Genomic DNA, 13,475 nt, shown 5'->3' with positions numbered 1-13,475 from the left:
TCATGAATCTTTTTGATGTCCTTCTTCGTAGATTTTTCAATAAAGATTTTTCCAAAAAGTTTCATTTATCAGCCACCTCACTACAAACGGAAACAAAAATAATCCCCTTCAAGCCTGAACTTTTCATGTGTATGACATTCGGAGCAGAGACAACCTGTTTTTAATGATGGTTTGTATTGATTTTTCCTGGCACAGAACATCATGCCATTTCCAGGACATGTCGTGCATGTTGGACAGAGACAACCTTTGGAATGATGATATGAAGTACATATACCAAAATACCTACCATAAGTTTCCCTGTTCCTGTCAGTAAGTTCTGAGGATCCCATAAACTATGACCTTTAAAACTGTGCGTCCTGTTCAACGTTTTATTTTCACTGAACGCTTTATTTTCAAGATTGAATGATCCATTGTTTGCTCGGGGCAGATGGCAACACAACGTCTACAGCTAGTGCCCAAGCAATGCTGGCTATCGATATTTGCAAACCTCTTACCCTCTCTTTCAATGATGATCACCGCATCTTCCGGACACTCTTTTTCACATTTATGGCAAAGGATACATTTTTCCACAGGTCCTTCAAGGGTAATCCCTATATCTTTAACAATATCAAGACCTTGCCTGCCCACATCATCAATGTCCCTTGAAACACGTTTTTCGATATTCACTTTTTCTAAGGCCCGGGGGAAAGGCTTAATGTTATAGAGCTCGAGCATCTGATCATATATCTCAATGGGCATCCCTTGCTGCCAGTAAGATAGTTCACAAACATATATGTCTTTGAATGTCTCACTTGTAGCCATCATGAGGTGATCTGCATGTATCTTCCTTGCCACAGAAATGACGTCACATAACTGGATGACATCCAATGCCAGCTTTCTTGCCAACCCTATAGAAGTGTTACCAAATTGCACAATGTTATCTGAAAAGCCTGGTGCGGAACCAATATGCCTTGCTTTTTCAGCATCTACATAAGTTCCGGTAGCTCCAGACATGTAAACATATTTGAGGTCAGAATATTCAATGCCTGCTGCCACCATGAGAGTCATATGGGCAGCTCTGATGGCCCCTATTGCCTTACCCACTTCTTCAACATCTTTATCTGTGATTATAATACCGTCACCTAGGACTATTCTTCCCTGAGGGAGATGCGGCAACTTTTTGGTAAGGCCTTCTTTGATAGCCAGAGCAATAGTCGAAATAACCCCTGTTCCTGTAATACCTTTGGCCTGTATGCCCGAAGATTCAATGATCTCACCAGAAACCGGATCAATAAGATCTCCTTTTACAGTTTCCATCTTCTCATTGAGCACTATAAGCCTCCAGTGGTGACCCTCAAGATTTACATCGCTTATGGCTCCGGGACCTGCCAGCATACCGCAGTTGATGCCCTGGCCTTCAATGGCCGGACCAGCAGCAGCACTTGCAGTCATTATCTTATCCCCTACCTTTAGTGCCATTTCAGCATTTGTTCCATAATCCGTTACCAAGCAAGGCCCATCCTGATTAATGAAATCAGTTTCCAGCATCATAGCAAGGGCATCGGCGCCAATCTCATGTTTTATTGCAGGTGGGACCACTATCTCACAGTTGTCCATCTCATAGATACCTTTGAAGATCTCATTGGCAGGAAACACACGCGCATCTCTTTTGACATTGTGTACACCCAATTTTTTTTGTTTGGTCTCTCCTGCATACGCAAGGTCCAATATCTCACTGTTCTGGAAAAGGGATAATTGTATTGGATTACCGCAAACAGCTATCCTCTGAATACTGGAAGGATCAACATCGAATCTTTCCAGCACTTCCTTGACAGCCTCGATCATCAATCCATGGGCTACATCCTTTCCTGTGTTAATGGCAAAATCCAGATGGTCCATTACGTTCCCTCCCGGAAGAGGGTGACCCATAGTGATCACAGTTTTAATGGTTTCCCTAGATTTGATATCTATCAGCTGCGATCTGAAACCGCTAGTCCCAAGGTCCAGTGCAATTACATACATGAGGATTCCTTCAAAAAGCATTTACAGGCAAGTAAGGTTTGTTTTGAGAAGAATGCATATATATTTTGTGCTTCGAGCTTCCGCTTGGAGAACTTAATGAAAAAGATATAGAGAAGATACGCCTAATGAAACTTATTTTCGATTGCATTCAGGAACTTTAAGAATAGTTATATTGAGCTTGTATAAGGTCGCAGATATGTTCTATTTATAATTTACCATTGACAGACTCAGCCAATCCTATATATAAGAACTGCTAAAGATCATTCTGCAAACTTAAGAATTGTGGTCTTCAGAGTGCTGAGGTCTACTACAGGCACCTGTGCAGGAGTAGGCACGACATTTACTCTTTTCTGGAACTCGGTCTGGGACTGCCATGTGCCCGAATTGACCAATAGAACATTCTTATACCATTCCACACCCACTGTGTGAACATGACCACAATGCAGTATGTCTGGCACCTGGCCAATAACAAAATGATCCTGCTTTTCAGGAGCTATAGATACTCTGCTGCCGTAAATAGGAGAAAGATGTCTTCTTTTCATCATTTCCACCATTGCCTTAGTGGGCTCCTGATAAGATACACCAGGTATGGAGGCTACCAGATCATCGATAGACCTGCCATGATATATCATAAGTTTGACGCCATCAAGATCAACTACTGAAGGATTCCCCACAAATAACACATTCTCAGAGAAATCTGCCCGTATGTTTTCAGGCAGCATGGGCTGTGGCTCTGCTTGCCTCACAGCATCATGATTACCAGGAGATATTATTACTGTTATGTGTTTGGGTATCTCACTAAAATATTCTGCAGCCTTTTTATATTGTCCATATACATCCTGTATCTTTAATTCCATTTCCTGCCCGGGATAGATGCCTACCCCATCCACAAGGTCACCCGCAACAACAAGATAACGTACCTCTTTGGATAAATTGGCCATAGCTTCATTGTCAGTATCACCTTTGAGAAAATCAATAAAGCGATACCATTCTTCCTCTAAAAATGTGGAACTGCCTATGTGAACATCGGAAGTAAGAACAGCTTTGCCGTATGATCTTTTTCTTTCACCCAGAGTGTTAGGTAAATCCGGGATGGTGATCTTTTTAGCTATTAGCAGCTTACCATCGTTAGTAAGAGCACCAGTAATACCCACAACTTCATCCAGTACAAAGCGGCTGGCAAGTTCAAATAGCTCTTTATCAGCCATTCGTACCAGCACTGAGATAGAACCTGTAGTATCTTCAAGTTCTATCATCTTATGACCATTACTTGTATTTTTAATATCTGAAATCATACCGATAATAGAAATTTCATTCATATCCTTATCCATGCCCTCACGGCGCCCGCCGTTTTTATTACGGTACTTGTTCAGACTTTCTATGGGTCTTGAATTTAATCTGCCCCTTATCATCTCACTTAACCTGCTGTATCTATTCCTGAAAAACTGGACAAATTCCATATATTCTCCTACGCATGTGGAATTATCAGTAATATCCAGTAACACATCAACAGGATTATCAGACTGAGAACAGTTAAGAGGAGAGAACATTGGGGCAACTATTTTAGGAATAGGCTGATGGCTGGTAGAAAGACTTTCTTTTTCAGGTACTTCATTATTTTCTTGAATATTGTGTTCATTAATGTGTTCAACATCTACCACTAGCACTGAAGGGTCCATGTTCTTCAGGATACGATCTAAAAGGCTGTGTGGATCACAATGACAACATATCAATTCAACAGCATTTGGACTTATCTGATATCCTTCTTCCAGGAAAACGGTAATCACTTCGATCTGATTCATAGAGGATCAGGTATAGCAATTGTAAAACATTTTGATCACAGGTTTCAATCCCCGAGAACTCCAATGAGAGTAACGTGGTCTATATGCTATGTTGTTATATAGTTGTAATGGGAAGGAAGAAACTACTGTATAATTGTTATCTAAAAGCATCCGGTGAAATAATGGACCTAAAGGAAGGTATTAAAACTTTTCGACAAAGTGAGAATTTTTACATTTCCCTTGCCAGAGATATAGTATCTGTGGCTGCAGCTGTGCTATTGTTCTCAACCATCTCATACCTGATATTTGGGATGTGGACGCCAATGGTCGCTGTGGAATCCGGTAGCATGGAGCCACATATGAACATAGGGGACATAATTTTCATACAAAACATTGAAAGAACATCAGTAATAACAAAAGCTGATGCTGCCAGCGATTATGTATCATTTGGGGATAATGGAGATGTGATCTTATACAGACCATATGGCAGGGAAGATGTAACTCCTATAATCCATAGGTCAATGTACTTTGTGAAAGCAGGAGAAACTATGTGGGAGGGAGGACCAACAGCTCCTCATGATGGTTATATCACCAAAGGGGATAATAAGCAAACTAATATGGTATATGATCAACAGGGACAAATAAGCTATCTTACACCAGTAAAAGAAGAGTGGATCATAGGAATCGCCAGGTACCGTATACCCTACATAGGAAAGATAAGGCTGATGTTGCCTTTCTGATATGACTTTTTATCAGAAAACAACATCATAAATGCATTTGAGTGGTTATTACAGGTTTGAAATTTTCAAGCGGTATCAGCCTGTAGTCCTCAAAAAGCACACGCTGGGTACTGGACACAGGACCACTCAAAACTAATTCTTTTGTCCTTCCGTATCTACCCTTGCTTACTACAAGAGCATTAACGATACCTAGCATATCAAGTTCTGACATCAGATCGGTCACACGCCTCTGGGTAAGGATATCCATGTCCACATTTATACATAGCTGACGGTAAACATTGTACACTTCTCCGGTAGTAACGTTCTTGTAACCGTTATTTCTCAAATTTATAACTGCACAAAGCGCAAGTTTTGATTGTGTAGGAAGGGTCTTTACAACTTCTATAACGCGATCAACCTCTATTTTGTCCTGAGCCCTTCTGACATGTTCTTCCTGTACAAGGGGCTTCTTCTCGCGCTCAGCAAGTTCTCCTGCAACTCTTAAAAGATCCAATGCACGCCTTGCATCTCCATGTTCCTGAGCTGCAAAAGCTGCACATAAAGGAATAACAGTTTCCTCTAAAACACCATTTTTATAGGCTATTTCTGCTCTTTCCACTAAGATATCACTGATCTGATCAGCGTCATAAGGTGGAAAAATTATTTCCTCTTCCCCAAGAGAACTTTTTACCCGAGGATCCAAGAACTCAGTAAATTTAAGATCGTTAGAAACCCCGATCATGCTTACTTTAGCCTGCTTAAGATCCGAATTAGCCCTGGAAAGGTTATAAAGTACGTCATCTCCTTTTTTAACAAGTTTATCTATTTCGTCAAGAATTATAATAATAACCTGTTTTTTTGAATCAACAGCTTCCTTGAACTTTGCAAAAACCTGATCCGTAGGCCAGCCAGTCATTGGCACATCTTCTCCAAACTGCCTTGCCAGATTAGCAAGCAGCCTGTATTGTGTATCTATGACTTCACAATTAACATAAACCACGCTACATTGGACATTAAGCTGCTCACCTATTCTTTCCAGTTCCCTCCCTACATGACGTGAAGCTGCTGTTTTGCCAGTGCCTGTCTTTCCATAAATAAGAATATTTGAAGGAGTATCACCCCTAAGAGCTGAAACCAATATGGTCGCAAGACTGTTTATTTGTTCATCTCTATGCACTAAGGTGTCAGGAGTATATGTTGGCCTCAAAACCTCCTTATTGTTGAATATAGGTTCTGTTGCAAGTAATTCCTGAAACAGGCCATCCAAAGCTTTATTTTGCATTTTGATTACCATCCTACCACTGAAGACCTTGGACTCAACCTACAAACGTGAAGTAGCCTATGATTGGCCACCATATAAAGCAAAAGGTACTAAAAGAAGAAGACGTAAACTCTTCTATAACTCAGCACCCTTGCACAGAGAGGAAATACGTTGTAAGCAAGTGAATCCTTTATCTCATCCTTTTCTTCCATTGGCTACATTGGAAATTAGGGTTATTAACGGTTATGGTGATTACCCCTTTGTTTCCATTGCAAAAATTTATAAAAATAATGTACTGCACAAAAATAGCTATCAGGTGACTTTGTAAAAATTGGATAATTAAAAGCATATATTTAGTTGAGCATTTCAATTGGAGTTAAAAATCCGAAACCCCTTTATTTCCACTGGAGGGTTTATAAAAGAGAGAGACCCTATTATTTCCACTGGAGTCCATGGAAAAAAAATTGGTGAACAATTTTAATTTAATGGAAAAAAAAGCCTATGCTAATTATAGGCATTATATTATTTAAATCTTCCTCTAACCATGAGTGAAATAAATGTTTTCAAATTTTCAATAATGCTCCAGTAGAAACCATGGGGTTCCTTTGTCCGCAGAAAACCGAAATCATACTCATTCCATAAAATCAATCAACATAAAATCAGTCAAATTCCTGTGCAATAATTGAAACATAATAGTTTTAAACATGCCCGTTATTTTAACAGCAAATGCAGGAACATGGACAAAACTGGGAAGATGTTAAGTCTTCTTTGATACAAGCAAGATCAAAAGATATTCCTTATGAAAAAGTACTCAGTTCCATGTGCACTTATCCTCATCCAGTTGCAGTTGAAGCTTATAAGATGTTCATTGAATCTAATATGGGAGATTATGGTCTTTTCATGGGAACATATGAACTTGAAAAAAATGTCTTAGCTATGCTTGGAGATTTATTACATAATTCCCGTCCTTACGGTTATCTCACAACAGGAGGAACTGAGTCAAATATCCAAGCTGTGAGAGCTATGCGTAACTCTTGCAAATCTATTAAGGACCCAAATATTATAGTACCTGCATCAGCACATTTTTCTTTTGATAAGATAGCTGATATTCTGCAAATAGATGTACGTAAAGCTCGGGTGCTTTCTGATCTTGCTGTGGATACTAAACACGTGTTATCTCTTATAGATAAAAATACAGTTGGACTCGTTGGTATTGCAGGTTCCACCGAGTTTGGTCAGGTAGATCCAATTTCCAAATTATCCAAAATTGCTATGGATAACAGTATTTTTCTTCATGTGGATGCAGCTTTTGGAGGCTTTGTCCTCCCTTTTATCAGCGGGCATCCGTCTTTTGATTTCTCTCTTCCTGGTGTGACTTCAATCGCAATAGATCCTCATAAAATGGGTATGAGTACTATTCCTTCAGGAGCTTTGCTTTTCAGAGAAGAAAAAATGATGGATTCTTTGAGAGTAGATACCCCATATTTGACTATCAGTAGCCAGTGCACTCTTACCGGTACTCGCAGTGGAGCTTCGGTGGCTGGAACATACGCTGTAATGAGGTATTTAGGTAAGGAAGGTTATCGCCAAATTGTTGACAGATGCATGAAATTAACTCATCTGCTTTTAGAACAAGTTAAAAAGATCGGAGTTAATCCTGTTATCGATCCCGTGATGAACATTGTAGCTTTATCGATATCAGAACCTAAGAAGATACGCAAGGAATTAGCCACTCAATTTGGTTGGCAAGTTTCTATAACAAAACACCCATCTTCTATAAGGCTTGTTGTTATGCCTCATATGACAGAAGAAAATATAATAGCTTTTGTCCAGGACTTAAAAACAGTCTTAAACAGCTAAAAATAGTTGGAAAACTTTAAAGACCTGACAATACAGACTGACAATACAGAGTCTGAAAGCTGGGATTTTTGACGGGACCGGTAACATGTCTTGAGAAACTAACGGATTTAATGCTCTCATAACAGCATTTTAAAGACCCAAGCCATGTTCCGGTTAAGCATTGAGGGGATGGATTAAATATTGGGAATTGATGATACCTGGCCTTGAAGCTTGTAAGGCGTGTGTTCATCAATCCCTGTATAATACTGAGTAATTCTCCAGAAGATATAAAGAAATACCAAGCTGGGTGAAAGTATTAAATTGGCAACAAGCTAATAAGATAATAATAAATATGAATATATCAGACAAGGTTAACCATGAAAACATCATTTCAAATAGGGAAAATTTTCGGCATACCAATCAAATTACATATTACTTTTTTGTTCATACTGCCTGTCTTCGCCTTGGTATTTGCCACAAATCCTGCTCCCTTTGGCTTTCAGGATCAGGCCACTCCATTGCTGAACTATCTGCTATCCTTTACAACTACTGTCCTTCTGTTTTTCTGTGTGCTTCTTCATGAACTAGGGCATTCACTTGTAGCTCAGAGATATGGCGTAGAAATAAAAGACATAACGTTGATGCTCATTGGTGGTGTTTCGTCGATGGAAGAAATACCCAGAAATCCATCTCAAGAGCTTAAAATGGCCTTTGCAGGTCCCCTTGTGAGCATAATGATTGGTTTTACCATTTTCCTAGCCAATTTTCTAGTGGCTTCCCTGATAGCTTCTTACGCAGCAACACCTATTTACATGATGTTCAACATCCTGAGTTCTATAAACATAGTTCTGGGTCTTTTTAATCTCCTGCCAGCATTTCCGATGGACGGCGGGCGTGTTCTCAGAGCATGGTATGCTAAAAGGATGAACTATGTACAAGCTACGCACTATGCTGCTTCTGTAGGAAAGATCTTTGCTTTTCTTATGGGAATAATCGGCCTTTTCTCTAATCCCTGGCTGATATTAATAGCTTTTTTCGTTTACATAGGAGCTTCCGAAGAAGACAGGTCTACAACAGTTACCGTAACTCTCGAAAAATACTCAGTTTCTGATGTAATGAGTCCGGAAGTCACATCAGTGTCCCCATATATGAACATTGAAGATCTATTACATTTTATGTTCGAGCACAAACACATGGGGTACCCTGTTATGGAAGGCAATTATTTAAAAGGGATTGTCACGTTAAGTGATGTACATAAAGTCCCTTCTCTTGAAAGAGCAGTCTTGCAAGTAAGAGATATTATGACCACTACTGTTATTTCATTGACTGCGGACGCTAAAGCTTCAGAGGCTTTCAAATTGATGATGTCAAATAATATAGGAAGAGTACTAGTTGTAGATTCTAATGGTTCTGTGATGGGGATTCTCTCCAGAACAGATCTTATGAGGGCAATGATGCTTTCTAATGAACAGTTGTAACCATGGAAAATAATATAATAAACATAAAAACATTTAAAAAGCTAGTGATATTTGTTCCATCAAATCATTTGTGAGGTGTATTGTGAAAAACCCAGTTAATGAAAAAGATAGAACTATTTCTGATCCCCTCATCAGTATTACTTCTTCTTCAGATCTATCAGTTTATGATTCGAACTCTTCCAGTAATTCAGGAACCTTCATAACCGACACATGTCCCCCTGAAAACCAGCAGAGTAGTTATAATCTGTCATCTCCTTCTTCAGGAGAGCATGGTTCAAAAATTGAGCCTTCGAGGATAATCATTATAGGTACAGCCCATGTATCTGAAAAGAGCGTTGCAGAGGTCAATGCAGCTATAGAAAGGGAAAAACCTGATATTGTTGCTGTAGAGCTGTGCAAACCCCGTTATGATAGTCTCAAAGGCAAAACCACTGAAACTGAGGTTCCTATCAAGGAGATCCTCAAAGGCGGCAAGATATATCAGTACATGATACATATGCTGCTGGCCCATGTGCAGAAAAAGTTCGCTGATGAGATGGGAGTCCAGCCTGGTGCCGAGATGATCAAGGCAATAGATGCTGCTGAAGCACATGGGGCACGAATAGCGCTCATTGATAGGGATGTACAGGTCACTTTGCAGAGATTCTGGAGCAAAATGGGCTTCATAGAGAAATTAAAGATGCTTGCAGGTCTGATAGCAGCAGTTCTGGGTATAGGTGGCACTAAGGACATCGATATGGACACGATCACGAACCAGGACATAGTCACAATGCTTGTGGAAGAGTTCCGTGGTACTTCTCCTAATGCTGTAAAGGTGCTTATAGATGAAAGGGATGCCTATATGGCTTCCAATCTTATAAGGCTTGCATCTGGTGGCGGAAAAAAGATCATTGCTGTAGTAGGTGCAGGTCATAGGGCAGGAATACAGAACTATCTGTTGCACCCTGAAACCCTCCCGCGCCCGGGATCAGTAGAGGTGCTCCCGAAGAAAAGGTTCAGTTTCTTTAAGATTTTTGGCCTTATAATGCTAGTTATTCCTCTTGCAGCCTTTGCTCTATTGCTCATTTCAGGTGTTTCTCTAAAAACCCTTGGTATAGTGTTCATCTGGTGGTTTCTCATCACCGGAGGTTTAAGTGCCCTGGGCACTGCGTTGGCACGAGGCCATCCTTATTCGGTACTAACATCCTTTTTAGTGGCCTGGATGACCACTCTTAATCCAGCTGTGGCTGCTGGATGGTATGCAGGGCTCAGAGAAGCTAAATATCGCAATCCTACCACAAGGGATCTGAAAAATCTCGTGGAAGCCGAATCAATGAAAGATATGATGAAAAATAATTTTTTCCGTGTCCTTCTTGTGACATCTCTGGCCAATCTGGGAGCTATGGCAGGAAGTATCGTGGGTGCCTATGTAATACTCCAGATACTGGGGATTGAAGCAAAGGATTTCCTTGAGTCCGCATTGCATGCAGGCCTGACCGTAATAGGTCTATGATATTTTTTTTAAAAAAAGAAAAGTTCAGCTTCAGCCTCAGAAGAGGTCGTGAAGTCTGAACTGGTATTTTCCGAGTTTTCCGCCGTAGTTACCTGCAGTGATCTTCTTAACACCAGGAACTGTTACAGCTGCCTTGATACCAACGGCCATTGCTTTCTTAATGGCTTCTTCACTGACACCATTGATAACGATCTCGTACACTGATTTCACATCTGCCGGGATCTCTGTGTCAGGTACCTTGTCTCTGATGGAAGGACAGTACTTCTCGTTGGCTGTGGCCTTCATGAACTTGGTATACTTGTTAGAACCTGCCTTGGAACCGCTGGCAACAATACCTCCCGGGAAAGGAGTTATGGTACCTTCAAGCTCCTTAATAGCGTCAACAGCAACCTCTGCGGCTGTCAGAGCACTCATCTGACTGTCTCCCAGGATGAAGAAGTTACCACCGGCGATACCGGATACCGCACCAATGTTCTCTTCCACAAGGAAGTCTCCTTCCATAAGGGGTATGCTGTGCATCTTGCGCCCCGCGATCTCTTTCTGGGACTCCATACCATCACCGAAGAACTTGAGCTTGAAGCCTACATTGAACTGTTTCTCAGCTTCTGGCATACCATTGAACACTGCAGTAGTGGGGGCGGTCAGAACACACTGTCCGAGCCTCTCCAAGAGCTGATGTTCCAGAATATCGAACTTGAAGGTGCAGATCTGGATGTACACACCGGGTCTGCCATCTGGTGTCTCGTCGCATGTTGCGAATCTTTCGATACCTGCTTCTGCAGGACACATGATAACGGAAGTACCAAAGCCTGTTGCTTCAGTAGCTGCTACCTCTGCCCAGCGTTTTGTTGCTGCTGTGATCAATACTCTACCTATCTTGATAGGAAAGGCCTCTGCAAAAGTGTCCTCTATTTCGACGCCATTGATTTCCATAGTGATCCCTTTTGATATTTCTGAAAGATCTATCCGGTTCATATCCAGATGATGATTCCTGTTAACAGGAAGCAGATACTAAAAGTATCTCTTAGTAGAATAAAGTTGCAGTACATATAATCTTCGAGTATGGACAAACTTTTTACAGCAATTACTGGTGATAATATATCTTTTTAATCTATTGACAGGAATTTTGCATTGATGGCTACGATGATAGTGCTCAGGGACATGAGTACAGCCCCCGCAGCAGGAGATAGCATCACTCCTTGCTCATAAAGTATGCCTGCAGCAAGGGGTATTGCCACTACATTATATCCTGTGGCCCAGAACAGGTTCTGCAACATCTTCCTGTAAGTAGCCCGGGAAAGACTGACAATGGAAGCAACATCCTTTGTATTGCTTTTGACCAGTATTATATCCGCAGTTTCCACTGCAATATCAGTACCCGCACCTATGGCAATTCCTATGTCTGCCCTGGCAAGGGCAGGAGCATCGTTCACGCCATCTCCTGTCATGGCAACCACAAGACCTCTTGATTGCACCTCTTTTACCTTGGCGGCTTTTTCCTGTGGCAGCACCTCTGCAAAGTATTCATCAAGTCCTGTTTCCTCAGCAACCCATCTTGCAACCTGTTCATGATCACCGGTAAGCATCATACATTTGATCCCCATTTCTTTAAGGGCCTTAACAGCCTGTTTTGCTTCGGGTCTGATAATATCGGCCAATGCAATGGCACCTTTCACTTTTCCCTCGATCATTACGTAAACAACTGTCTTACCTTGTAATATGAGCTTGCTTACAATTTCATTTTCGATGATGATACCCTGTTCCCTCAGGTATCCAGGACTGACCATCTTCACCTCTTTTCCTTCCACAATTCCCTGGGCTCCTTTTCCGGGAATGGACAGGAAATTATCCACTTTATATACATCTTCCACAGATGCTGCTATACCCCTGGCGATCGGATGTTCCGAGTTAGCTTCCACAGATGCTGCATATTTCAATAATTCTTCTTCTTTTATCGTAGTGTCCAAAATAATTATCTCTGTCACACCAAACTTGCCAGTGGTCAACGTACCGGTCTTGTCAAAGATAATGGCATTCAGGTTACGTGCGTTCTCGAAGGCCACACGGTTCCTGATAAGCAGGCCATTACGAGCTGCGACTGCGGAGGATATGGCAACTACAAGGGGTATTGCAAGACCCAGGGCATGAGGACATGTTATTACCATTACCGTAACCGCTCTTTCCAGAGCGAACGCGAGGTCCATATCCATCAACTGTGACCACACCAATAAAGTGATAGTTCCACCCGTAAGAGAAATGATAGTAAGCCACTTGGCTGCTCTGTCCGCCAGCTCCTGGGTATGTGATTTGCTTTCCTGGGCTTCTTTGACAAGTGCAACCACCTGAGAAAGAAAAGATTCAGCCCCAGTTTTTTTAACTTCGATGGTTATGGCTCCTTCACCATTGACAGCCCCTCCAATGACCTCATTACCTTTCACTTTACTGACAGGCTTCGATTCTCCAGTGAGCATGGCTTCGTTAACAGATGTATCTCCATGAATTACGACCCCGTCTGCAGGGATCTTCTCTCCGGGTCTTACAAGAAGTATATCACCGGTAACGATCCCTTCCAGAGGGATATCCCTCACATTTCCCTTCTCATCAACCTTATGGGCATCAGCCGGCAGCAATCTGGCCAGTTCTTCCAGTGCTTTGGAAGCTCCCATCACAGAACGCATCTCAAGCCAGTGGCCAAACAGCATGATATCTATAAGTGTTGCCAGTTCCCAGAATAAGATCATCCCCATCAGGCCAAAAACAACCAGACTACTATAAATATATGCTACTGTTATAGCAACAGCTATCAGGGTCATCATACCGGGAGCATGCGAAATCAGTTCTTGCCTGATACCCACAAGGAAAGGGCGGCCACCGTAGAAGAATATAACTGTGGAAAGCAGGAAC

10 protein-coding genes are annotated in these 13,475 nt (G+C 41.5%); 4 read left to right on the top strand and 6 right to left on the bottom strand.

Annotated elements, in window-relative coordinates:
• Positions 1-80: 80 nt before the first annotated feature.
• From AB7U21_RS06345 to AB7U21_RS06335, 3 genes are all read right to left on the bottom strand, one after another.
• A complete protein-coding gene (locus AB7U21_RS06345; RefSeq protein ID WP_428387784.1) occupies positions 81-329 on the bottom strand; it encodes a DUF2769 domain-containing protein in 249 nt (82 codons plus the stop codon).
• Between the two features lie 31 nt (positions 330-360).
• Positions 361-2,001, bottom strand: coding sequence for a methylamine methyltransferase corrinoid protein reductive activase (locus AB7U21_RS06340; protein WP_333787715.1), 1,641 nt, complete (start codon positions 1,999-2,001; stop codon positions 361-363).
• A gap of 260 nt (positions 2,002-2,261) precedes the next feature.
• Positions 2,262-3,803: a DNA-directed DNA polymerase II small subunit gene (locus AB7U21_RS06335; RefSeq protein ID WP_428387781.1), complete on the bottom strand. Its 1,542-nt coding sequence runs from the start codon at positions 3,801-3,803 to the stop codon at positions 2,262-2,264.
• A gap of 161 nt (positions 3,804-3,964) precedes the next feature.
• Here AB7U21_RS06335 and AB7U21_RS06330 point away from each other — a divergent pair, with 161 nt between their 5' ends.
• Complete coding sequence (locus AB7U21_RS06330) at positions 3,965-4,522, top strand: S26 family signal peptidase (protein ID WP_333787713.1); 558 nt, start codon at positions 3,965-3,967, stop codon at positions 4,520-4,522.
• A gap of 25 nt (positions 4,523-4,547) precedes the next feature.
• Here AB7U21_RS06330 and AB7U21_RS06325 read toward each other — a convergent pair whose 3' ends face one another.
• Positions 4,548-5,783 carry an ORC1-type DNA replication protein gene (locus tag AB7U21_RS06325; protein WP_428387779.1) on the bottom strand — a complete coding sequence of 412 codons (1,236 nt, stop codon included), beginning with the start codon at positions 5,781-5,783 and terminating at the stop codon, positions 4,548-4,550.
• 705 nt (positions 5,784-6,488) lie between these two features.
• Between AB7U21_RS06325 and mfnA the strand changes: the two genes are divergently transcribed.
• The 3 genes from mfnA (at position 6,489) to AB7U21_RS06310 (ending at position 10,571) form a co-directional block, all read left to right on the top strand.
• Entirely contained in the window at positions 6,489-7,622 is a 1,134-nt protein-coding gene (mfnA, locus tag AB7U21_RS06320) for a tyrosine decarboxylase MfnA (RefSeq protein ID WP_428387777.1), read from the top strand.
• A gap of 356 nt (positions 7,623-7,978) precedes the next feature.
• Positions 7,979-9,079, top strand: coding sequence for a CBS domain-containing protein (locus AB7U21_RS06315; protein ID WP_428387775.1), 1,101 nt, complete (start codon positions 7,979-7,981; stop codon positions 9,077-9,079).
• Between the two features lie 82 nt (positions 9,080-9,161).
• Positions 9,162-10,571 carry a TraB/GumN family protein gene (locus AB7U21_RS06310; RefSeq protein WP_428387773.1) on the top strand — a complete coding sequence of 470 codons (1,410 nt, stop codon included), beginning with the start codon at positions 9,162-9,164 and terminating at the stop codon, positions 10,569-10,571.
• Between the two features lie 36 nt (positions 10,572-10,607).
• Here AB7U21_RS06310 and fhcD read toward each other — a convergent pair whose 3' ends face one another.
• Both fhcD and AB7U21_RS06300 read right to left on the bottom strand, forming a co-directional pair.
• Positions 10,608-11,504, bottom strand: a complete 897-nt coding sequence (gene fhcD, locus AB7U21_RS06305; RefSeq protein WP_428387786.1) for a formylmethanofuran--tetrahydromethanopterin N-formyltransferase — start codon at positions 11,502-11,504, stop codon at positions 10,608-10,610.
• 173 nt (positions 11,505-11,677) lie between these two features.
• A partial coding sequence (locus AB7U21_RS06300) for a copper-translocating P-type ATPase (protein WP_428387771.1) occupies positions 11,678-13,475 on the bottom strand: 1,798 nt, incomplete at its 5' end.

It is taken from the genome of Methanomethylovorans sp. (assembly GCF_050177135.1).
Lineage (GTDB): Archaea > Halobacteriota > Methanosarcinia > Methanosarcinales > Methanosarcinaceae > Methanomethylovorans.
This window is presented reverse-complemented; position numbering and strand designations above follow the sequence as displayed.

What these genes read in the sequence shown, in the direction of transcription:
- AB7U21_RS06345 (WP_428387784.1), bottom strand. Translation starts at nt 329, where the DNA reads ATGGGATCCTCAGAACTTACTGACAGGAACAGGGAAACTTATGGTAGG.
- AB7U21_RS06340 (WP_333787715.1), bottom strand. Translation starts at nt 2,001, where the DNA reads ATGTATGTAATTGCACTGGACCTTGGGACTAGCGGTTTCAGATCGCAG.
- AB7U21_RS06335 (WP_428387781.1), bottom strand. Translation starts at nt 3,803, where the DNA reads ATGAATCAGATCGAAGTGATTACCGTTTTCCTGGAAGAAGGATATCAG.
- AB7U21_RS06330 (WP_333787713.1), top strand. Translation starts at nt 3,965, where the DNA reads ATGGACCTAAAGGAAGGTATTAAAACTTTTCGACAAAGTGAGAATTTT.
- AB7U21_RS06325 (WP_428387779.1), bottom strand. Translation starts at nt 5,783, where the DNA reads ATGCAAAATAAAGCTTTGGATGGCCTGTTTCAGGAATTACTTGCAACA.
- mfnA (WP_428387777.1), top strand. Translation starts at nt 6,489, where the DNA reads ATGCAGGAACATGGACAAAACTGGGAAGATGTTAAGTCTTCTTTGATA.
- AB7U21_RS06315 (WP_428387775.1), top strand. Translation starts at nt 7,979, where the DNA reads ATGAAAACATCATTTCAAATAGGGAAAATTTTCGGCATACCAATCAAA.
- fhcD (WP_428387786.1), bottom strand. Translation starts at nt 11,504, where the DNA reads ATGGAAATCAATGGCGTCGAAATAGAGGACACTTTTGCAGAGGCCTTT.